Source organism: Micromonospora sp. M71_S20, assembly GCF_003664255.1.
In the GTDB taxonomy this organism is placed as follows: domain Bacteria; phylum Actinomycetota; class Actinomycetes; order Mycobacteriales; family Micromonosporaceae; genus Micromonospora.
Genome location: NZ_RCCV01000001.1, coordinates 3,407,012 through 3,425,799, shown reverse-complemented (window position 1 = coordinate 3,425,799; position 18,788 = coordinate 3,407,012). Strand labels below are relative to the sequence as shown.

The 18,788-nt window shown below is 74.7% G+C and carries 17 protein-coding genes; 10 read left to right on the top strand and 7 right to left on the bottom strand.

Annotation, left to right across the window (positions count from 1 at the left end; genetic code table 11):
• The first annotated feature begins 26 nt into the window (after positions 1-26).
• Together DER29_RS14650 and DER29_RS14645 are read left to right on the top strand one after the other, a co-directional pair.
• Positions 27-626 (top strand): GNAT family N-acetyltransferase, encoded by a 600-nt coding sequence (locus tag DER29_RS14650; protein ID WP_199729291.1) that lies wholly within the window; start codon positions 27-29, stop codon positions 624-626.
• A 93-nt stretch (positions 627-719) separates the two neighbouring features.
• Positions 720-1,325, top strand: a complete 606-nt coding sequence (locus DER29_RS14645) for a bifunctional 2-polyprenyl-6-hydroxyphenol methylase/3-demethylubiquinol 3-O-methyltransferase UbiG (protein ID WP_121397842.1) — start codon at positions 720-722, stop codon at positions 1,323-1,325.
• Between the two features lie 90 nt (positions 1,326-1,415).
• Here the strand turns inward: DER29_RS14645 and eccB are convergent, their stop codons facing one another.
• A complete protein-coding gene (gene eccB, locus DER29_RS14640) occupies positions 1,416-2,801 on the bottom strand; it encodes a type VII secretion protein EccB (protein WP_121397841.1) in 1,386 nt (461 codons plus the stop codon).
• 201 nt (positions 2,802-3,002) lie between these two features.
• Between eccB and DER29_RS14635 the strand changes: the two genes are divergently transcribed.
• The 4 genes from DER29_RS14635 to DER29_RS14620 all read left to right on the top strand — a co-directional run bounded on the left by DER29_RS14635 (position 3,003) and on the right by DER29_RS14620 (position 6,446).
• A complete protein-coding gene (locus DER29_RS14635; RefSeq protein ID WP_089000744.1) occupies positions 3,003-3,272 on the top strand; it encodes a metal-sensitive transcriptional regulator in 270 nt (89 codons plus the stop codon).
• Positions 3,273-3,407: 135 nt separating this feature from the next.
• Positions 3,408-4,811: a rhodanese-like domain-containing protein gene (locus tag DER29_RS14630; RefSeq protein WP_121397840.1), complete on the top strand. Its 1,404-nt coding sequence runs from the start codon at positions 3,408-3,410 to the stop codon at positions 4,809-4,811.
• 136 nt (positions 4,812-4,947) lie between these two features.
• Complete coding sequence (locus DER29_RS14625; protein ID WP_121397839.1) at positions 4,948-5,550, top strand: rhodanese-like domain-containing protein; 603 nt, start codon at positions 4,948-4,950, stop codon at positions 5,548-5,550.
• The gene (locus tag DER29_RS14620) at positions 5,547-6,446 is read left to right on the top strand and encodes a sulfite exporter TauE/SafE family protein (protein ID WP_121397838.1); all 900 of its coding nucleotides are present in this window, start codon (positions 5,547-5,549) and stop codon (positions 6,444-6,446) included. Before DER29_RS14625 ends, DER29_RS14620 begins: the two co-directional genes overlap by 4 nt.
• A gap of 9 nt (positions 6,447-6,455) precedes the next feature.
• On the opposite strand, the gene DER29_RS14615 is transcribed toward DER29_RS14620, so the two are convergent.
• Positions 6,456-7,460, bottom strand: coding sequence for a zinc-binding dehydrogenase (locus DER29_RS14615; RefSeq protein ID WP_199729445.1), 1,005 nt, complete (start codon positions 7,458-7,460; stop codon positions 6,456-6,458).
• A 132-nt stretch (positions 7,461-7,592) separates the two neighbouring features.
• On the opposite strand from DER29_RS14615, the gene DER29_RS14610 reads away from it, so the two are divergent.
• The 3 genes from DER29_RS14610 to DER29_RS14600 all read left to right on the top strand — a co-directional run bounded on the left by DER29_RS14610 (position 7,593) and on the right by DER29_RS14600 (position 10,421).
• Entirely contained in the window at positions 7,593-8,306 is a 714-nt protein-coding gene (locus DER29_RS14610; protein ID WP_121397836.1) for a spermidine synthase, read from the top strand.
• A gap of 118 nt (positions 8,307-8,424) precedes the next feature.
• Positions 8,425-8,601, top strand: coding sequence for a hypothetical protein (locus DER29_RS34595; protein WP_199729289.1), 177 nt, complete (start codon positions 8,425-8,427; stop codon positions 8,599-8,601).
• Between the two features lie 125 nt (positions 8,602-8,726).
• Positions 8,727-10,421, top strand: coding sequence for a long-chain-fatty-acid--CoA ligase (locus DER29_RS14600; RefSeq protein ID WP_121397834.1), 1,695 nt, complete (start codon positions 8,727-8,729; stop codon positions 10,419-10,421).
• Between the two features lie 130 nt (positions 10,422-10,551).
• Here the strand turns inward: DER29_RS14600 and DER29_RS14595 are convergent, their stop codons facing one another.
• Positions 10,552-10,917 carry a hypothetical protein gene (locus DER29_RS14595; RefSeq protein WP_121397833.1) on the bottom strand — a complete coding sequence of 122 codons (366 nt, stop codon included), beginning with the start codon at positions 10,915-10,917 and terminating at the stop codon, positions 10,552-10,554.
• Positions 10,918-11,057: 140 nt separating this feature from the next.
• Positions 11,058-12,926 carry an acyl-CoA dehydrogenase gene (locus DER29_RS14590; RefSeq protein WP_121397832.1) on the bottom strand — a complete coding sequence of 623 codons (1,869 nt, stop codon included), beginning with the start codon at positions 12,924-12,926 and terminating at the stop codon, positions 11,058-11,060.
• 449 nt (positions 12,927-13,375) lie between these two features.
• Here DER29_RS14590 and DER29_RS14585 point away from each other — a divergent pair, with 449 nt between their 5' ends.
• The gene (locus tag DER29_RS14585) at positions 13,376-14,932 is read left to right on the top strand and encodes a polysaccharide lyase family 1 protein (RefSeq protein ID WP_121397831.1); all 1,557 of its coding nucleotides are present in this window, start codon (positions 13,376-13,378) and stop codon (positions 14,930-14,932) included.
• A 148-nt stretch (positions 14,933-15,080) separates the two neighbouring features.
• On the opposite strand, the gene DER29_RS14580 is transcribed toward DER29_RS14585, so the two are convergent.
• The 3 genes from DER29_RS14580 to DER29_RS14570 all read right to left on the bottom strand — a co-directional run bounded on the left by DER29_RS14580 (position 15,081) and on the right by DER29_RS14570 (position 18,759).
• Complete coding sequence (locus tag DER29_RS14580) at positions 15,081-16,253, bottom strand: alanine--tRNA ligase-related protein (protein WP_121397830.1); 1,173 nt, start codon at positions 16,251-16,253, stop codon at positions 15,081-15,083.
• Between the two features lie 257 nt (positions 16,254-16,510).
• Complete coding sequence (locus tag DER29_RS14575) at positions 16,511-17,653, bottom strand: acyl-CoA desaturase (RefSeq protein ID WP_121397829.1); 1,143 nt, start codon at positions 17,651-17,653, stop codon at positions 16,511-16,513.
• Positions 17,654-17,667: 14 nt separating this feature from the next.
• Positions 17,668-18,759 (bottom strand): ferredoxin reductase, encoded by a 1,092-nt coding sequence (locus DER29_RS14570; protein ID WP_121397828.1) that lies wholly within the window; start codon positions 18,757-18,759, stop codon positions 17,668-17,670.
• Positions 18,760-18,788: the final 29 nt, after the last annotated feature.

The window sequence follows — 18,788 nt, the reverse complement described above, 5'->3', positions numbered from 1 at the left end:
GTTAGCGCTGACCGAGGATGTGCCGGGTGGATGCCTCCCCCGGCGCCGCCCCCGACGACGACGCGCCCACGGCTGCCCCGCCCGCGGTCGGTATGCGGCTGCGCGACGTGGAGCCGGGCGACCTCGACGCGTACGTGCGGATGCGCTGCGATCCGGCCGTGATGGCGGAGCTGGGCGGCCCGCAGCCGCGTGAGCGCGTGGCCGCCCAGCTTCGGCGTGACCTCGAGACCGTCCGCGACGGAAGCGCCTGGATCAAGATGATCGTCCCCGGCGGCTCCGCGCAGGTGGCGGGGACGGTGACGTTGTACTCCCACGGGGGCGTCTCCGAGATCGGCTGGATGGTCGTGCCGGAGTTCCAGGGCAGGGGCCTGGCGGGCAGAGCCGTCCGCGCCGTGCTCGCCCTGGCCCGGACGGACGGCCGGTGGAGCCGCATCCACGCCTTCCCCGCCACGACCAACGCCGCGTCGAACGCGATCTGCCGGTCGGTCGGCTTCGCCCTCGTCGGCGAGGAACAGAGGGAGTTCGCCGGCCGTCTCTTCCGCACCAACCACTGGGTCGTCGATCCGTCGGCCGGCGCTGCCGACTCGTCGGCGGGAGGCCCGGGCGGCGACGTCCCCCCGACCTGAGCGGCCACGGCTTCCCGGTCCACGACACCGGCGGGCATTGCCCCGTCCGCCCCGCCCCCCGGGGAGCACCGGGGACCCGGCTACGGTGGCGGCATGGGAAACCCGACCCGTTGGCAGACCGAGACCGGTCCGGAGCACTCGCAGTGGTACATCGACCGGTTCCGCCGGCTGGCCGCCGAGGGGGCCGACCTGGCCGGCGAGGCCCGCCTGCTGGACGCGCTGGTCGCGCCCGGGTCCCGGATCCTCGACGCCGGCTGCGGCACCGGCCGGGTGGGCGCGGCGCTGGCCGCCCGGGGCCACACCGTGGTCGGGGTGGACGCCGACCCGGCGCTGGTGGAGGCCGCCCGCACCGACCACCCGGGCCCGCGCTGGCTGGTCGCCGACCTGGCCGAGCTGGACCTGGCGGCGGCCGGCGAGCCGGAGCCGTTCGACGCGGCGGTCGTGGCCGGGAACGTGCTGGCCTTCGTCGCCCCCGGCACCGAGCGGGAGGTGCTGCGCCGCGTCGCCGCCCACCTGCGCCCCGACGGCGTGCTGGCGGTCGGCTTCGGCACCGACCGGGGCTACCCGCTGACCGGGTTCGACGCCGACGCGGTGGCCGCCGGCCTGCGGCTGGAGCACCGCTTCGCCACCTGGGACCTGCGCCCGTGGCGCGACGACGCCGACTTCGCCGTCACCGTGCTGCGCCGCCCCGCCGACTGAACCCGGGCCGGCCGGGCCCGACCGGTTCGCCCTCGCCGCGCTCACCCGAGGTCGCGGGGGCACCCGGCACCGGCCCAGCCGGCGGCGCGCTCAGGCGGGGGCGGCGACGATTCGCGCGGCGGCCGGGTCGAGCGTGGCGCCGGCGGGCACCAGGGCGACCAGGCTGGCCGGCAGCCGCACCGGCCGCACGTCGCGGTAGCCGAGCGTGCCCAGCACCTCACCGCCAGCGAGGACGTAGCGCCGGCCCAGGTCGGTGACCACGGAAACCGCGCCGCCGGTCGCACCGGGCGCCGCGACCGCCTCGACCACCGCGCCACGGCCCGGCTCCACCACGACGTGGTCGGCGCGCACCCCGCCCCCGGCCACCGGGACGGTGCGCGGCGCGGCGGCGAGGTCGGGCAGCCGTACGCCGAGCCGGACCTCCGTGACGCCGCCGTCGTCGCCCACCCGGGCGCAGAGCCCGGCCCCGTCGGAGGCGGCCAGCCGGGGCGGCACGGTCGGCGGGGCGGCGGGGCCCGTCGGAGCCAGGTCGGGCAGCTTGGGCAGCGCCGCGAACCGCCCGAGCGTGATCGGCTCCGGCTCGCCCTGGCCGGTGCGGGCCAGCAGCAGGCCGGCCTGCAACTCGGTGATGCCGGCCAGTCCGTCCCGCAGCGCGACGGCGTACTGCCGGCCGCCGCCGGAGTTGCGCACCAGGTAGACGTCGCCGATCCGCGCCCCGGACACCCGCGCGGAGCGCTCCCCCTCGGCCGGCAGGGCCAGCGGGGCGAGGTCGGCGCCGGCGGGCAGGCTGTTGAGCAGGGCCGGGGCCGCCGGGACCGCCCGGGCCCGGGTGGCCGCCAGGGCGGCCAGCACCCGGTTGGGGTCGCGCACCAGGTAGCGGCGCTGGTGCCAGACGAGGTGCAGTCCGCCGTCGGGGTGGCGCAGCAGCAGCGCGTCCTCGCCCAGGGCCCGGCCGCCGCCAGCGGTCGCGCCGATCAGCAGCGCCGAGCGGGGCGTCGTCCGGTCGGCCTCGGCGGCGACGGAGCAGACCGTCCACGGCGCGGTGGAGAGCCGGCCCCTGTCGGGCAGCGAGTCGGGGGCGTCGGCGATGCCCAGCGGCAGCCCGCGCGGCACCCCGTCGATGGCGCGCCGGGAGACGAGCACGGTCTTCGGCCGGTCCGCGCCGATGATCAGCAGAGCCGACGCGTAGTTGAGCACCGGGTGCAGCTTCTCCTCCCGGTAGACGAACCGGGCGCCGGACTCCTTCTCCACGATCACCGCGCCCGGGTCGCGCCAGGTGCTGCCGCCCCCGGTGAAGAGGCCGTAGAGGGCGAAGCCGCCCAGGCCGATGGCCGCGACCAGCACGCTGGCCAGGCCGGCGCCGGCGAGCCGCCGGAACGGCGACTGCGCCGGGTCGGTCTCCCGCATCACCAGGGCGGCGACGGCCCGCTGGACGGTGAACTGGTACGAGTGCAGCTGGTCCTGCCGCGACGGCATCGCATCCCTTCCCGTGGGGCGGTCGGGCCACAGGATAAGCGTTGCGTCGATGCCCCGAGGACCCTGCGTCGCGACGGCGTCGGGATCCCCGGCGGGCGACCGGGATCACCGCGCGGACGCGGACGCCTCTCGCCTGAGGGGATAGCATGGGCACGTCGGGTACCCCCCGGGGTATGCCGGGAGAGAGCGAGGAGGCGCGCGGTGAAGCTGCGACCCGAGATGACGAGCGAGGCCCTGACCCGCCTGAAGCGGGCCCGAGGTCAGCTCAACGCGGTCATCGAGATGATGGAGACCGGCCAGGACTGCCGCGAGGCGCTGACCCAGCTCGCGGCGGTGTCGAAGGCGATCGACCGGGCCGGCTTCAAGATCATCGCCTCCGGCATGCGGCACTGCACCGCCGCCCGCGAGCGGGGCGACTCCCCGGAGATGACCGAGGAGGAGCTGGAGAAGCTCTTCCTCGCCCTCGCCTGACCACCACGGGAAGAAACGCACCGCACACGTTGCGTGACAGCAACGTGTCCGGGTAGACAGATTGCACACGTCAAAACCCCGACGTGTGTCCGCCGCATACCCCCCGGGGTATTTGATCCCACAAGGAGCACGGCAATGGCAGTCGAGGTGTCCGTCATCGCGACGTCCTCGCTCGGCGACCGCAGCTACCTGGCCTCCGACGGCACGGTGGCGATCGTGGTCGACCCGCAGCGCGACGTCGACCGCATCCTGTACCTCGCGGGCGAGAAGGGCGTACGCGTCACCCACGTGGTGGAGACCCACATCCACAACGACTACGTCTCCGGCGGCCTGGAGCTGGCCCGGCTGACCGGCGCCCGCTACCTCGTCGCCGCGGACGACGAGGTCGACTTCGACCGGACGCCGGTCGCCGACGGCGACACCGTGCCCGTCTCCGGCGCGCTGCGGCTGCGGGTGCTCGCCACGCCGGGGCACACGTTCCACCACCTGTCGTACGTGCTCGACGAGGCGGACGACGCCGGCTGGCGCCCCGTCGGCGTGTTCACGGGCGGCTCGTTACTCTTCGGCACCACCGGCCGCACCGACCTGCTCGGCGAGCGGCACGCCCACGAACTCGCCCACCACCAGCACGCCTCGGCCCGGCGCCTGGCCGACCTGCTGCCCGACGGCGTCGAGGTGTGGCCCACCCACGGGTTCGGCAGCTTCTGCTCCGCCGGCCAGTCCGACGCGCCCGAGTCGACAATCGGCCGGGAGAAGCGGGCCAACCCCGTGCTGCGGCTGGCCGCCGACGAGTTCGTCACCGAGGCCCTGGCCGGGCTCGACGCCTACCCGGCGTACTACGCCCACATGGGCGTGGCGAACCTCGCCGGCCCGACGCCGGTGGACCTCACTCCGGTCGCCCGGGCCGACGCCGCCGAGCTGCGGGAGCGGATCGCCGCCGGCCAGTGGGTCGTCGACCTGCGCCACCGCAAGGCGTACGCCACGTCGCACCTGGCGGGCACGGTCGCCCTCGGGCTCGACGGCCCGATGTCGACCTGGCTTGGCTGGCTCATCGACTGGGGCGCACCGCTCACCCTGCTGGCGGAGACCGAGGAGCAGGTCGCCGACGCCCAGCGCGAGCTGGTCCGCATCGGCATCGACCGGCCGGCCGCCCAGGCCACCGGCGACCCCGACCGGTGGTCCACGGAGCCGGGACAGCTCCGCGAGCTGCGGATGGCCGACTTTCCCGCGCTGGCCGCCGCCCGGGCCGGCGACACCCCGGCGGGGCTGCCCGCCCCGGACGTGGTGCTCGACGTCCGGATGACCAACGAGTGGACCGCCGGTCACGTCGAGGGCGCCGTGCACATCCCCCTGCCCGACCTGCCCGGGCGCCTCGCCGAGGTGCCCGACGGCACCGTCTGGGTGCACTGCGGCTCCGGCTACCGGGCCACGGTCGCCGCCTCGCTGCTGGCCAACGCGGGCCGCGAGGTCGTCGTGATCGACGACAAGTTCGGCCGGGCCGAAGCCGCCGGGGTCGCCATGAGCCCCGGCGACGCCTGACCGCCCCCCGCACCGCCGGCCCCGCCCCCTGCGTACGCCACCGGTCGTCCGCACGGCGACGCGCGCCCGCCGCCGATCGGCGCCGGGCCGACTCACCCTGCCCTTCCACGGGCGATCGACCTCTGAACGAGGAGAGATGACCACTTCACCGAGCGCCCTGCCCACCCTCGACGCCGTCACGCTGCGCGAGCTGATCGAATCCGGCCACGCTCCCCGCATGCTGGACGTGCGCACCCCCGCCGAGTTCGAGACGGCCCACGTCCCCGGCGCCTACAACGTGCCGCTCGACGTGCTCAGGGAGCACCGCGAGGAGCTGCGGCGGCACCTCGACGAGACCGTGGTGCTCATCTGCCGCTCCGGGGCCCGCGCCGCCCGGGCCGGGCAGGCCCTCGCGGGTGTCGGGCTGCCCGACCTCAGGATCCTCGACGGCGGGATGACCGCGTGGCAGGCCGCCCGGGGACCGGTCCGACGGGGTACGCCCCGCTGGGAACTGGAGCGGCAGGTCCGCCTCGTCGCCGGCTCGATCGTCCTGCTCAGCATCCTCGGTTCGGTGTTCGTACCCGGCCTGAAGTGGGTCGCCGGCCTTGTCGGCGCCGGCCTCACCTTCGCCGCCGTCACCGACACCTGCGCGATGGGCATGCTGCTCGGCAGGCTCCCCTACAACCGCGGCGCGAGCTGCGACGTGGAGACCGTCGTCGGTCGGCTCGGAGACCACCCGACGCCCCGGCCCCTGCCGTGACCGGCAGCCTCGCGCTGACCGTCGCGCTGGCCGTCCTCATCGGGGTGAGCCTCGGCCTGCTCGGCGGCGGCGGATCCATCCTCGCCGTACCGCTGCTGGTCTACGTGGCCGACCTGCCGGCCCGCGAGGCGATCGCCACCTCGCTGCTCGTCGTCGGGGTGACCAGTGCCGTCGGCGCGCTGCCGCACGCCCGGGCCGGCCGGGTCCGGTGGCGCACCGGCCTGCTCTTCGGGGCCGCAGGCATGGCCGGCGCGTACGGCGGCGGACGCCTCGCCGCGTTCGTCCCGCCCGCCGTCCTGCTCGCCGGCTTCGCCGTCATGATGCTCGCCACCGCGACGGCCATGCTGCGGGGCCGGCGCGACAGCCCCGGGCGGCAGCGGCGTGAGCTGCCCGTGGCGCGGGTGCTCCTCGACGGCGTCGTGGTCGGACTGGTCACCGGGCTGGTCGGCGCCGGCGGCGGGTTCCTGGTGGTGCCGGCCCTCGCGCTGCTGGGCGGCCTGCCGATGCCGGTCGCGGTCGGCACCTCGCTCGTGGTCATCGCGATGAAGTCGTTCGCCGGGCTGGCCGGCTACCTGTCCACCGTCGACATCGACCCGGGCCTGGCCACCGCCGTGACGACCGCCGCCGTGGTCGGCAGCCTCGCCGGCGGCCGGCTCGCGGGGCGCGTCCGGGAGGACGTGCTGCGCCGGGCGTTCGGCTGGTTCGTGGCGGCGATGGGCGTGCTCGTCCTGGCCGGGCAACTGCCCGCGCACCTGCGGACGGACCCCCGGCTGTGGACCGTCGCCCTGGCGACGGCGGCGACGGCGGTCGCGGTGGCGGGGGTGCGACGCCGGCGTTCCCGCCGGCCCGATCATCGGAGCCGGCCCGACCGCTCGGACCGGCCGGACCGGACGTAGCGGAACCGGTCAGGGGCGCAGGATCAGCCGGATCGGGTCGCCCTGCTTGGTCTGCACCCGCCGCACCGCCTCCTCGGCGTCGGCCAGCGGCAGCACGTCGCTGATCGACGCCGACAGGTCGAGCCGCCCCTGCCGGGCCAGGGACACCAACCGCTCGACATGCTCGGGCTCCGAGCCGTAGTGGCCGAGCACCGCCTGCTGGAAGTAGTTGAACGGGCTGTCCGAGGCGATCGTCACCGGCTTGTTGGCGATGCCCGCGAGGACCAGCCGGCCCCGGCGGGCGAGCACGGTCAACGCCTGCTCGCGTACGGCGGTCACCCCGGCGAAGTCGAACGCGACGTCCAGCCCTCGCCCGCCCGTCAACTCCAGCACGGCCTCGCGGAACGCGGTGTCGGCCGGGTCGAGCACCGCGTCGGCCCCCAGGGCCGCCGCCCGGTCCCGCGCCGCCGCCAGCGGTTCCACCGCGATCACCGGGGCCGCGCCCACCAGGCGCAGCAGTTGCACGGCGTGCGCGCCCAGCCCGCCCACGCCCCACACCCCGACCGCCTCGCCGGGGCGGGTCCGCGCGGTGTCCGTCACCGCCGCCCAGGGGGTGGAGACCGCGTCGGGAATGATGCAGGCCTGCTCGAAGGGCAGGTCGTCCGGGATCGGCACCACCGTGTCCTCGCTGGCGACGACGTACTCGGCCCAGCCGCCGTCGTAGTCCACGCCCCGGGTCAGCACGGTGCCGCGCCGGTCCCGCTCCCCCGCCTGGAGCAGCACCCGCTGGCCGGGCTGCCAGCCCTCGACGTCGTCGCCGAACGCGTCGACCACCCCGGCGACCTCGTGCCCCAGCGTCACCACGTCGCCGGGCAGGTACAGCGGTGTGAGGGTGCCGTCGATCAGGTGCACGTCGGACAGGCAGACCCCCGCCGCCTCGACCCGGATGCGCACCTGCCCGTCCTGCGGCTCGGGCACCGGCACCGACTCCATCCGCAGCGCCCGTTCCGTCAGGTGCAGCCGTCCGGCCAGCATGTCCGCCACCGCGCGCCCCCTGCCCGGCCCCCGATCGGGTGGCCCTCGACGGGTGGGCATACCCGGCCGGGCGAGAGGAATGCGCGTGCCGGCCACCGGGGCCCGGGGCGGCGACGGGTAGCATCCGGGCCCGTGGGCGTGCGATTCGAGGAACTAGCCTGGCGGGAGACCCCGATCGGCCTCATCAGCCTGCGCCGGCGCCGCGACCCGTCGCTCGACGTCGAGGTGTACGAGGTCAAGCTCGACGACGAGTTCCTGATGTCCAGCCTCTTTCCCGTCGCGGAGATCGAGCTGGCCCGGCTGGGCCTGGCTCCCCTGTCCGGGCAGGGGCTCGACGTGGTCGTCGGCGGCCTCGGCCTCGGCTACACCGCCCGCACCGCGCTCTCCGACGACCGGGTCGGCTCGCTGCTGGTGGTGGAGGCGATCGAGGACGTCATCGACTGGCACCGCCGGGGGCTGCTGCCCTTCGCCGCCGGGCTGGCCGCCGACCCGCGTACCCGGTTCGTGCGGGCCGACTTCTTCGCCGCGGTGGCCGACGGCACCGGCTTCGACCCGCAGGAGCCGGGCCGGCGGTTCCACGCCGTGCTGCTCGACGTGGACCACTCGCCGCGCAACGTGCTGCACCCCGGCCACGCCCCCTTCTACACCGCCGACGGCCTGCGCCGGCTCGCCGCCCACCTGCACCCGGACGGGGTGTTCGCCCTCTGGTCGGACGACCCGCCCGATGCCGACTTCGAGGCGGTCCTCACCGCGGTGTTCCGCACCGCGCGGACGCACGTCGTCCCGTTCGCCAACCCGCTGACCGGCGGGCAGTCGGCCAACACGGTCTACGTCGCCCAGCGCTGACCCGGCCCTGCGGCCCGTCGGGCCCCCGGCATCGGGGTCGCGGCGGCATGGCCCGGGACGGACCGGGAAGGCGGGCCCGGAGGCCGCGCCGCTGCGGCCGGAGTCACGGGAGGTGGACATGCGGAGCATGCTCTGGGTCGTCGGCGTCATCGCCGGCGCGCTCGTCCTGCTCGGGCTGCTGCTGGAGGCGGTCCGCTGGCTGGTGATCATCGGCGCGGTGGCGCTGGCCGTGGTCGTCGTCCTGGCGGTGGTCAAGGGACGGCAGGCGATGCGCCATTCCGCCGGGCACCGCTGACGACGCCTGGTCGAGGCCGAGCCCCGGCGTGCCCGCGACCGGTGCCCCCGGAGACCCCGGCCGCTACCTACGCGACCGTAGGTTACCGTGGGGTAGGCGATCGTACGTGCGGGCGGAGGAGAGACATGGACCTGAGCGCGGATCGGCCCTGGCTGCGCAGCTACGCCCCGGGCGTACCGGCGACCGTCGCGCCGTCCGACGAGTCCCTGGTCGACCTGCTGCGCGACGCCGCCCGCCGGTTCGGTCCCCGGGTCGCCCTGGACTTCTTCGGCGCCAGCACCACGTACGCCGAGCTGGACGACCAGGTGGGCCGGGCGGCCGAGGCGCTGCGCCGGCTCGGCGTCGGCCGGGGCGACCGGGTGGCGCTGGTGCTGCCGAACTGCCCGCAGCACGTGGTCGCCTTCTACGCCGTGCTGCGACTCGGCGCGGTGGTGGTGGAGCACAACCCGCTCTACACCGCGCAGGAGCTCACCCGGCAGCTCGCCGACCACGGCGCCCGGGTCGCGGTGGTCTGGGACAAGATCGTCCCCCTCGTCCGCGACAGCGCCGGCGCGACGGCCGTCGAGACGGTGGTCGCGGTGGACCTCACCCGGGCGCTGCCCCGGCGCAAGCGCTGGGCGCTGCGGCTGCCGCTGGCCCGGGCGCGGGCCACCCGCGCGGCGATGACCGGTCCCGCGCCCGGGGCGCTGTCCTGGGAACGGATGGTGGCCGCGACCACCCCCCTCGACGCCGCGCACCGCGCCCCCGGCCCGGACGACACGGCGCTGTTGCAGTACACGGGCGGCACCACCGGCACGCCGAAGGGCGCCATCCTGAGCCATCGCAACCTGCGGACCAACGCGGCGCAGGGCCGCGCCTGGGTGCCCGGCCTGCGCGACGGCGAGGAGACGGTGTACGCGGTGCTGCCGCTGTTCCACGCGTACGGGCTGACGCTCTGCCTCACCTTCTCGGTGGGCATCGGCGCCACGCTGGTGCTCTTCCCCCGCTTCGACCTGGACCAGACGCTGGAGGCGGTGCGTCGCCGGCCGCCGACCTTCCTGCCCGCCGTCCCGCCGATCTACGAGAAGCTCGCCACTACCGCCCGGGAACGCGGGGTCGACCTCTCCTCGGCCCGGTACGCCATCTCCGGCGCCATGGCGCTGCCCCCGGCGACGGTCGAGCTGTGGGAGTCGGTCACCGGCGGGCTGCTCGTCGAGGGCTACGGCATGACCGAGACCTCCCCTGTCGCGCTCGGCAACCCGGTCTCCCCCGCCCGCCGGCCGGGCACGGTCGGCGTGCCGTTCCCGTCCACCGACATCCGCATCGTCGACCCCGAGGACCCGTCGCGCGACCGCGCCCCGGGCGAGGCGGGCGAGCTGCTGATCCGGGGCCCGCAGGTGTTCGCCGGCTACTGGAACCGCCCGGCGGAGACGGCGGCGGCGCTGCTGCCCGACGGCTGGCTGCGCACCGGGGACGTCGTGGTGGCCGACGCCGACGGCTTCGTCAGCGTGGTCGACCGGATCAAGGAGCTGATCATCACCGGCGGGTTCAACGTCTACCCGTCGGAGGTGGAGGACGCGCTGCGCCGCGTCCCCGGCGTCCGCGACGCCGCGGTGGTCGGCCTGCCCGGCGAGCACGGCGGCGAGGAGGTGGTGGGGGCGGTCGTCCTGGAGGAGGGCGCCGAGCCGCCTGACGAGGCGGACGTCCGGGCGGCGTGCCGGCGGCACCTGGCCGGGTACAAGGTGCCCCGCCGCGTGGTCGTCGTCGAGGACCTGCCCCGCTCCCAGATCGGCAAGGTCCTGCGCCGCGAGGTCCGCGACCGGCTGCTCGCCGACGGCTGACACCGCCGGGCCCGGCCGTCCGTGGTGGGCGACCCGGTGTCACAGGTCAGGCGGTGCCGCCGCGGGGGTGCGGTTCGGGGCGGCCGGCACCCCGTCGGGCGTCATCGCGGTTGCCCCGGCCGCGGCCCGGTCAGGCGACGGGTGGGCCGGCCCGCAGGACGCGCCGGGCCCGGCGGCGGTCGAGCCACCGTGGCTCGGGCGGGTCCGTCGGATCGACGCCGGTGGCCAGGTCCAGCAGGATCAGCACCCAGAAGCCGGCCGCGCTGAGGATGTTGCGGGCGCGGCCCGGTTCCGGCGCTCCCGGCGGCAGCACGACCTGCGCCCACCGCCAGGCCACCCAGGCGATCTCCCGGTCCGGGTGGTGCCGTCCGGAGCGGCTGAGCAGCCGGACCTCGCGTCGCGCGGGAGCCGGCAGCCGCCACCAGCGCCGCAGGATCTCCAGCCGTTCCTCGGCGCCGTCGGCTGGCGGTGGGGCGGTCACGTCACCGGGGTTCATGGCTGGCAAGGATAGGCGGGCCGCGCACGGGCGGTCCCGACGGCGGCGGTCAATCCCGACAGGCTGCGGCCGGTCGCGGCGGGCGGCGGTCCCGGCGGGGCGGTGATCGCGGCAGAGGGGCGGTCGCGGCGGGGCGGCGGTCAGAACCAGTCGTCGCGCATCTCCAGCGTGGTCCGGTCGAGGCTGTCCAGCAGGTCGAACTGCGGGCCGGTGCGGGGCAGCTCGTGTCGGAAGAAGTACCGGGCGGCCTGCCGCTTGCCGGCGTGCAGGTCGGCGTCCGGGCCGTCGCCGGGGCCGCCGGCCGCCTCGACGACGAGCAGCTGCTCCAGCCACATCCACGCGATCACCACGTGGCCGACCGCCTCCAGGTAGACGCTGGCGTTGGCCAGCGCCACCTCCGGATCGCCGGTGCTCCACAGCCGCCGGGTGACCAGGGCGACCCGGTCGAGGGCGGCGCCGAGCGAGGCGGCCAGGTCGGCGGCCTCGCCCCCGGCCTTCCATGCGCGGGTGGTCGTGGCCCGGACCGTCTCCACCAGCAGCGCCAACCCGGCCCCGTCGCGCATGGTGACCTTGCGCCCCAGCAGGTCCAGCGCCTGGATGCCGTGGGTGCCCTCGTGGATCGGGTTGAGCCGGTTGTCCCGCCAGTGCTGCTCGACGTCGTAGTCGCGGGTGTAGCCGGAGCCGCCGTGCACCTGGATGGCCAGGTCGTTGGCGGCCAGGCACCACTGCGACGGCCAGCTCTTCGCGATCGGGGTGAGCACGTCCAACAGCAGCCGCGCCCGCTCCCGGTCCGCCGCCTCCGGCGCGGTGTGCTCCTCGTCGAGCAGCCGACCGCAGTAGAGGACGAGCGCCATGGCGCCCTCCACGTAACTCTTCTGCGCCAGCAGCATCCGTCGTACGTCCGGGTGGGCGACGATGGGCACCTGCGGCGTGGCCGGGTCCTTGTCTGCCAGCGGGCGGCCCTGCGGCCGCTGCCGGGCGTACGCGAGGGACTTGAGGTAGCCGGTGTAGCCGAGGGCGGTGGCGCCGGCCCCCACCCCGATGCGCGCCTCGTTCATCATGTGGAACATCTGCGCCAGTCCCTGGTGCGGCTCGCCGACCAGGTAGCCGACCGCGCCGGGGCGCCCGCCGGGGCGGTGCACGCCCTCGCCGAAGTTGAGCAGCGTGTTGGTGGTGCCCCGGTAGCCCATCTTGTGGTTGAGGCCGACCAGCACGACGTCGTTGCGGGCGCCGAGCGTGCCGTCGTCGCGCAGCAGCACCTTCGGGACGATGAACAGCGAGATCCCCTTGACCCCGGGCGGGCCGCCGGGGATCCGGGCGAGCACCAGGTGGACGATGTTCTCCGACAGCTCGTGGTCGCCGCCGGAGATCCACATCTTGGTGCCGTGCAGCCGGTACGTCCCGTCGTCCTGCGGCTCGGCGCGGGTGGTGATGTCGGCCAGCGAGCTGCCGGCCTGCGGCTCGGACAGGCACATGGTGCCGAAGAAGCGCCCCTGCACCATCGGCCGGACCCAGGTGTCGATCTGCTCGGCGCTGCCGTGCGCCAGCAGCAGGTTGGCGTTGCCGAGGGTCAGCAGCGGGTACGCCGAGGTGCCGACGTTGGCGGCCTGGAGCCAGGCGAAGCAGGCGGCCCGTACGACGTGCGGAAGCTGCATGCCGCCGACCGACGCGTCCATGCCGGCACCCAGCAGCCCGGTCTCGGCGAAGACGTCGAGGGCCTGCTTGACCTGCGGGATGGTGTGCACCCGGCGGCCGTCGAAGGTGGGCTCGGCGAGGTCGGCGGCCCGGTTGTGCGGGGCGAACCGCTCGGCGGCGACCCGCTCGGCGAGCTCCAGTACGGCGTCGAAGGTCTCCCGGGAGTGCTCGGCATAGCGGTGCCGCTCGGTCAGCCGGGTCACGTCCAGCCAGTCGTGCAGCAGGAAGCGCAGGTCACGACGGGAGAGCAGGGTGGACGACACGGGTCTCCTTCCGTCGACGGGCGGGCCGTCGGCCGCGGCGCGGCCCGGCATGCCCTCGCGCAGGTCATCCTGACTGATCCGGCCGGCCGCCGCACCACCCGACGCCGGTGGCCGGTGGGCGGGGCGCGGCGACCGCCGCCGGCCGCTGCGGCGGGCGGAGCGGGGCATCACACCGCAATCCGGACAGGTTCTTGCCATAGCGATAGACAGGTCCCTATCCTCGCTGGAAAGCGCTTTCCGGGACACGGGCGACGGCACCACCACAGGCGGAACGGGCGGAAGCACGGTCAGGGCGGCCTCGCGGTCGACGCTGACGACCTCGACGGGTCGAGGCCGGAGCGGAACCGCCGACCCGATCCATATCGAGAAGAGCACCCCACAGCCGGGTCGACGAGCGACCCGTCCGGCGACCGGCGCCACGTCGGCAGCCACGACGGCACCGCCGGCAGGACACGGCTCGTGGCAGCAACACCCGGCATTTCACACGAGGTGAGGCGAAGATGAGACGACCAGTCGCACTGCGACTCCAGGTGGCACTGGCCACGACAGCCGTCGGGGCCGCGATCGGCGTGGCGGTCCTGCCGACGCAGGAGGCCTCGGCGGCCGCCGGCGCCGCCACCGGCTACGCGACCCAGAACGGCGGGACCACCGGCGGCGCGGGCGGGCAGACGGTGCGGGTCAGCACGGGCACCGGAATCCACACGGCCCTGTGCACCCGGGCCAGCAGCAGCACCCCGATCATCATCGAGGTCCAGGGGACCATCAACCACGGCAACACCACCAAGGTGTCGGGCGGCAGCTGCAGCACCGCCGACGGCGTGATCGAGCTCAAGCAGATCAGCAACGTCACGATCATCGGGGTCGGCACCGGAGCCGTCTTCGACCAACTGGGCATCCACATCCGCGAGTCCCGCAACATCATCATCCGGAACGTGACCATCCGGAACGTCAAGAAGTCCGGCTCGCCCACCTCCAACGGCGGTGACGCCATCGGCATGGAGAGCGGCGTCCGCAACGTCTGGGTGGACCACGCCACCCTGGAGGCCTCGGGCGGGGAGTCGGAGGGCTTCGACGGCCTCTTCGACATGAAGGACAACACCCAGTACGTCACCCTGTCGTACAGCATCCTGCGCAACTCCGGCCGCGGCGGCCTCATCGGGTCCAGCGAGAGCGACCGCTCGAACGGCTTCGTCACGTTCCACCACAACCTGTACGAGAACATCGACTCCCGCACGCCCCTGCTGCGCGGTGGCATCGCCCACATCTACAACAACCACTACGTGAGCCTCCACGAGTCCGGCATCAACTCGCGGGCCGGGGCCAGGGCCAAGGTGGAGAACAACTACTTCCGCAACTCCAAGGACGTCCTGGGCACCTTCTACACCAGCGAGGCCGGCTACTGGCAGGTCGCCGGCAACGTCTTCGACAACGTGACCTGGTCCAGCCCCGGCACCGACAACAACCCCGCCGGGCCCAACCCGCAGTCCAACACCAGCGTCAGCATCCCGTACCCGTACAGCCTGGACGGGGCCGCCTGCGTGCCGGACGTCGTGCGCCAGACGGCGGGCGCCAACACGGGCCTGCGGGAGTCGAACGGCAGTTGCTCGCCGCAGACGCCGGCACCGACGCCGACCACCCCCACGCCCGGGCCCACCACCAGCCCCACGCCGGGACCGACCCAGCAGCCCGGCGGGCCCAACCTCAGCATCGGGGCCGGCTCCGACGGCTCCAGCAAGGCCGACGGCACGAGTTACGGCAACGTGCGCGACGGCAGCCTGAGCACCCACTGGTCGCCGTCCGGCGCGACCGGCGACATCTCGATCAAGTGGGGCTCCGCCACCAGGGTGGCCAGAGTCGTCATCCGTGAGCCGTCGGGCACCCAGGGCAGCATCGGGTCCTGGCAGCTCGTCAACCACGGCACCGGCGCCGTCCTGGCCGCCGGCAGCGGGGCGGGCGTCATCACCTTCCCCGCGACGTCCCTGACCAAGATCACCTTCAGGATCACCGGCTCGAGTGGCGCGCCGAAGGTCGCCGAGTTCGAGACCTACGCCAGCTAGTTGCCAGCTCCCGCTGCCGTCCGGGACCGGAGTCGCCGGTCCCGGACGGCAGCGGCGGCCCGCCCGGGGAAACGGGCCGTACTCGCGAGGATGGCCGTCGGCACGGCGCGCACCGCGCGCCACCGGTGCGCCGCGACGGGCGACGCGGTCAGGCCACCTCGGCCAGCAGGCCGTCGACGAGGTCGCGCGGCAGGCCGTGGGTGTCGTGCAGGTCGCGGTAGTCCTCCTCGGTCAGCGGTCCCCGGGACCGGCGCCGGGAGACCACCGGCCGCCCGCGCCGCAGCAGCTCCCGGAACCGCCGCTCCTCGCCGGAGAACACGTCCCGCACCTCGTCGACGGTGACGGGCTGCCGGAACCCGTCGAGGGTGTGTCGCACCGGCCCGGTCGGCAGGTCGGACAGGGTCCTGGACGCGTCGTCGCGCCACAGCGTGGTGAGCGTGCGGCGCAACAGCCGGCGCAGCACGTAGCCGCGGCCGGTGTTCGAGGGCCGTACGCCGTCGCCGACCACCACCACGCCCGTGCGCAGGTGGTCGCCGACCACGCGCAGCGCCCCGTCCCGCAGGCCCCACACGTCGGACACGCCGCGCGCCCACGGCACGAGGCCCTCGCCCTCGTGGACCGAGCGGTGCCCGCGCAGCACCATCTCCAGCCGTTCGAGGCCCATCCCGGTGTCCACGTTGGGCTGCCGCAGCGGCGACAGCCGACCGTCGGGGTGCCGGTGGTAGCGCATCCCCACGTGGTTCCAGACCTCCATCCACCGCTCGTCGGTGCCGGGGGTGCCGTGGGGCGGGCCGTCGCCGGTCCAGAGGAAGATCTCCGTGTCGGGCCCGCACGGCCCGGTGGGCCCGTTGGACCACCAGTTCTCCTCCCCGGTCAGCTCCACGGGCAGGCCCAGCTCCCCCCACGTACGCAGCGACGGCTCGTCGGGGCCGACCTGGTCGTCGCCGCCGAAGACCGTCACGTGCATCCGGTCGTGCGGCACGCCGAAGCCGTCGCGCAGCAGCTCGTAGCCCCACCGCAGGCTGCGGGGCAGGTCGTAGTCGCCGAGCGACCAGGAGCCCAGCATCCGGAACAGGGTCAGGTGGGTCGGGTCGCCCACCTCGTCCAGGTCGGTGGTGCGCAGGCAGCGCTGCACGTTCACCAGCCGCCGGCCCAGCGGGTGGGGCCGACCCTCCAGGTAGGGGGTCAGGGGGTGCATCCCGGAGGTGGTGAAGAGCACCGGGTCGCCCGGCGGCGGGATCAGGGAGCCGTCGGGCACGAGTTCGTGGCCGCGCTCGCGAAAGAAGTCGAGGAAGGTGCGGCTGATCGGGTCGTACGTCATGGCGGTGGCCTTTCCGGGTCAGACGACCGGAAAGGGTCCGCCGCCGGAGACCGGCGGGCCGACGGGTACGAAGAAGCCGGCGGACCGTTTCCGGTCGCCGGCGGGTGTTGGTGAGGTCAGGCGGCGGCGACCGACGAGCGCGAAGCTCGCGCGGCCGTGGCGGCGAAGAGGTGCCTGATCTCCATGCCCCGACTGTACGCGGACGCCGGCGCCGCCGCCCAGCGCGTTTCGCGGCGGGCGGCGGCGCCGGCGGCGGGTCAGACCCCGGACGCGGCGAGGGCCGGGGCGGGGCGGTCGTCGACCCGGCGGGGCGCCTTGCGGTTCGGCAACGACAGCCGGACGACCTTCTTCCAGGCGGAGAAGACCTGCCGGGGCAGCGAGCCGGTGGTGTACTTCAGCCCGTAGCGGTCGAACAGGGCCCGCACCTCGGGGGCGATCTCCTGGTAGCGGTTGCTGGGCAGGTCCGGGAAGAGGTGGTGCTCGATCTGGAACGACAGGTTGCCGGTCATGATGTGCATCAGCCGGCTGCCGCTGATGTTGGCCGAGCCGAGCATCTGCCGCAGGTACCACTCGCCGCGGGTCTCGCCCTCGATCGAGCGCCTGGAGAAGGTCTCCACGCCCTCCGGGAAGTGCCCGCACATGATCACCGAGTGGCTCCACAGGTTGCGCAGGAGGTTGGCGGTGAAGGTGGCGGCCAGCGTGTGCAGGAACGAGGGCCCGGACAGCAGCGGGTGCACGATGTAGTCCTTGAGCACCTGCCGACGGATCTTTCGGCCCACGGCGCGCGCCCGGGCCCGGAACTCCGGTTTCTTGTGCCGGCCCTTGCGCAGGTTGCGCCCCAGCTCCAGGTCGTACGCGGCGATGCCGTACTCGAAGAAGCAGGCGTTGATGAAGTTCCACAGCGGCTGGCCCAGGTGGAACGGGTGCCACCGCTGGTCCTCGTCGACGCGCATGATGCCGTAGCCGAGGTCGTTGTCCTTGCCGAGGACGTTCGTGTACGTGTGGTGCAGCTCGTTGTGCGAGTGCTTCCACTGCTCGGCGGGCGAGACGTGGTCCCACTCCCAGGTGGTGGAGTGGATCTTCGGGTCGCGCATCCAGTCCCACTGGCCGTGCAGGACGTTGTGCCCGACCTCCATGTTCTCCAGGATCTTCGCCACCGTCAGGCCGGCCGTGCCCACGATCCAGGCGGGCGGGAAGAGGGAGAACAGCAGCACGACCCGGCTGCCGATCTCCAGCTTGCGCTGCGTGGAGATGACCCGGCGGATGTAGGCGGCGTCGCGCTCGCCCCGGCTGGCGACCACCCGTTCGCGGATCGCGTCGAGTTCCCTGCCGATGGTCTCGATGTCCTCGGCGCTCAGGTGGGCGATCGGGTTGTCGGGCTTGTTCTGGATCACGGTCACGTCGGCTACTCCGGTCAGTGGTCGATGTCGCAGGGGCCGGCGGCGGCCGACACGCAGGTCTGGATGCGGACGCCGTCACCGGGCACCGCCGTGGTCAGTTCCCCGTTGCGCAGGTCCCGAACCGCGCCCTGGCGCAGCGGCAGGACGCAGCCGAAGCAGATGCCCATCCGGCAGCCCGAGGGCATCAGCACCCCGGCGTTCTCGCCGGCGTCGAGCAGCGGGGTGGCGCCGTCGGCGTCGACGGTGACGCCCGAGCGGGCGAAGGTGACGGTGCCGCCCTCGCCGGGCGAGATGACGGTCGGCCGGAACCGCTCGGTGTGCAGCCGGTCGCCGTGCCCCGCGGCCGTCCAGTGCGCCTCCAGGGCGTCGAGCAGGCCGAGCGGGCCGCAGGCCCAGGTCTCCCGGTCGAGGTGGTCGGGCACTAGGCGGTCGAGGTCGGCCACGGTGAGCAGCCCGTCGGTGTCGGTGTGCCGCTCCACCAGCCGGATCGCGCCCCGCGCGGCCAGGTCCCGCAGCTCGGCGCCGAAGATCACGTCGGCGGGGGTGGGCGCCGAGTGCACCACGACGACGTCGGCGTCGCCCGGCGCGCCGGCGCGCAGCATCCCCATCACGGGGGTGACGCCGCTGCCCGCGGTCACGAAGAGCACCCGGGCCGGCGGCCGGCCCGGCAGCACGAAGTCGCCCTGGGCCTGGTCGAGCTGGACCAGCGTCCCGGGCCGGGTGCGGCGGACGAGGTGGTTGCTGACGACACCGTCGGGGATGGCCTTCACGGTGACCGAGATCGGCGCGCCCCGGCGGGCGGGGGCGGAGGTGACCGAGTAGGCCCGCCACTGGCGTACGCCGTCGACGTCGACGCCGAGGCGGACGTACTGCCCGGGGGTGTGCCCGCGCCAGTCGCGGCCGGGCCGGATCACCAGCGTCGCCGCGTCGGCGGTCTCGGGGCGCACGGCGAGGATCCGGCCGCGCAGGTCCGCGCCGGAGCGCAGCGGGGCGACCATGTCGAGGTAGTCGTCGGGCAGCAGCGGGGTGGTGACCGACGCGGCCAGCCGAAGGATCCGGCCCCGCAGGGCCGCCTTCCCGGAGGGGTTCGGGACGGTGGTGGTCATGATTCGATGGTCGCCCGCAGAATGGCATA

Excerpts from the sequence above, each read along its gene's own strand:
- DER29_RS14645 (WP_121397842.1), top strand. The coding sequence starts at position 720 with ATGGGAAACCCGACCCGTTGGCAGACCGAGACCGGTCCGGAGCACTCG.
- eccB (WP_121397841.1), bottom strand. The coding sequence starts at position 2,801 with ATGCCGTCGCGGCAGGACCAGCTGCACTCGTACCAGTTCACCGTCCAG.
- DER29_RS14630 (WP_121397840.1), top strand. The coding sequence starts at position 3,408 with ATGGCAGTCGAGGTGTCCGTCATCGCGACGTCCTCGCTCGGCGACCGC.
- DER29_RS14625 (WP_121397839.1), top strand. The coding sequence starts at position 4,948 with ATGACCACTTCACCGAGCGCCCTGCCCACCCTCGACGCCGTCACGCTG.
- DER29_RS14615 (WP_199729445.1), bottom strand. The coding sequence starts at position 7,460 with ATGCTGGCCGGACGGCTGCACCTGACGGAACGGGCGCTGCGGATGGAG.
- DER29_RS34595 (WP_199729289.1), top strand. The coding sequence starts at position 8,425 with ATGCGGAGCATGCTCTGGGTCGTCGGCGTCATCGCCGGCGCGCTCGTC.
- DER29_RS14600 (WP_121397834.1), top strand. The coding sequence starts at position 8,727 with ATGGACCTGAGCGCGGATCGGCCCTGGCTGCGCAGCTACGCCCCGGGC.
- DER29_RS14595 (WP_121397833.1), bottom strand. The coding sequence starts at position 10,917 with ATGAACCCCGGTGACGTGACCGCCCCACCGCCAGCCGACGGCGCCGAG.
- DER29_RS14590 (WP_121397832.1), bottom strand. The coding sequence starts at position 12,926 with ATGCCGGGCCGCGCCGCGGCCGACGGCCCGCCCGTCGACGGAAGGAGA.
- DER29_RS14585 (WP_121397831.1), top strand. The coding sequence starts at position 13,376 with ATGAGACGACCAGTCGCACTGCGACTCCAGGTGGCACTGGCCACGACA.
- DER29_RS14580 (WP_121397830.1), bottom strand. The coding sequence starts at position 16,253 with ATGACGTACGACCCGATCAGCCGCACCTTCCTCGACTTCTTTCGCGAG.
- DER29_RS14570 (WP_121397828.1), bottom strand. The coding sequence starts at position 18,759 with ATGACCACCACCGTCCCGAACCCCTCCGGGAAGGCGGCCCTGCGGGGC.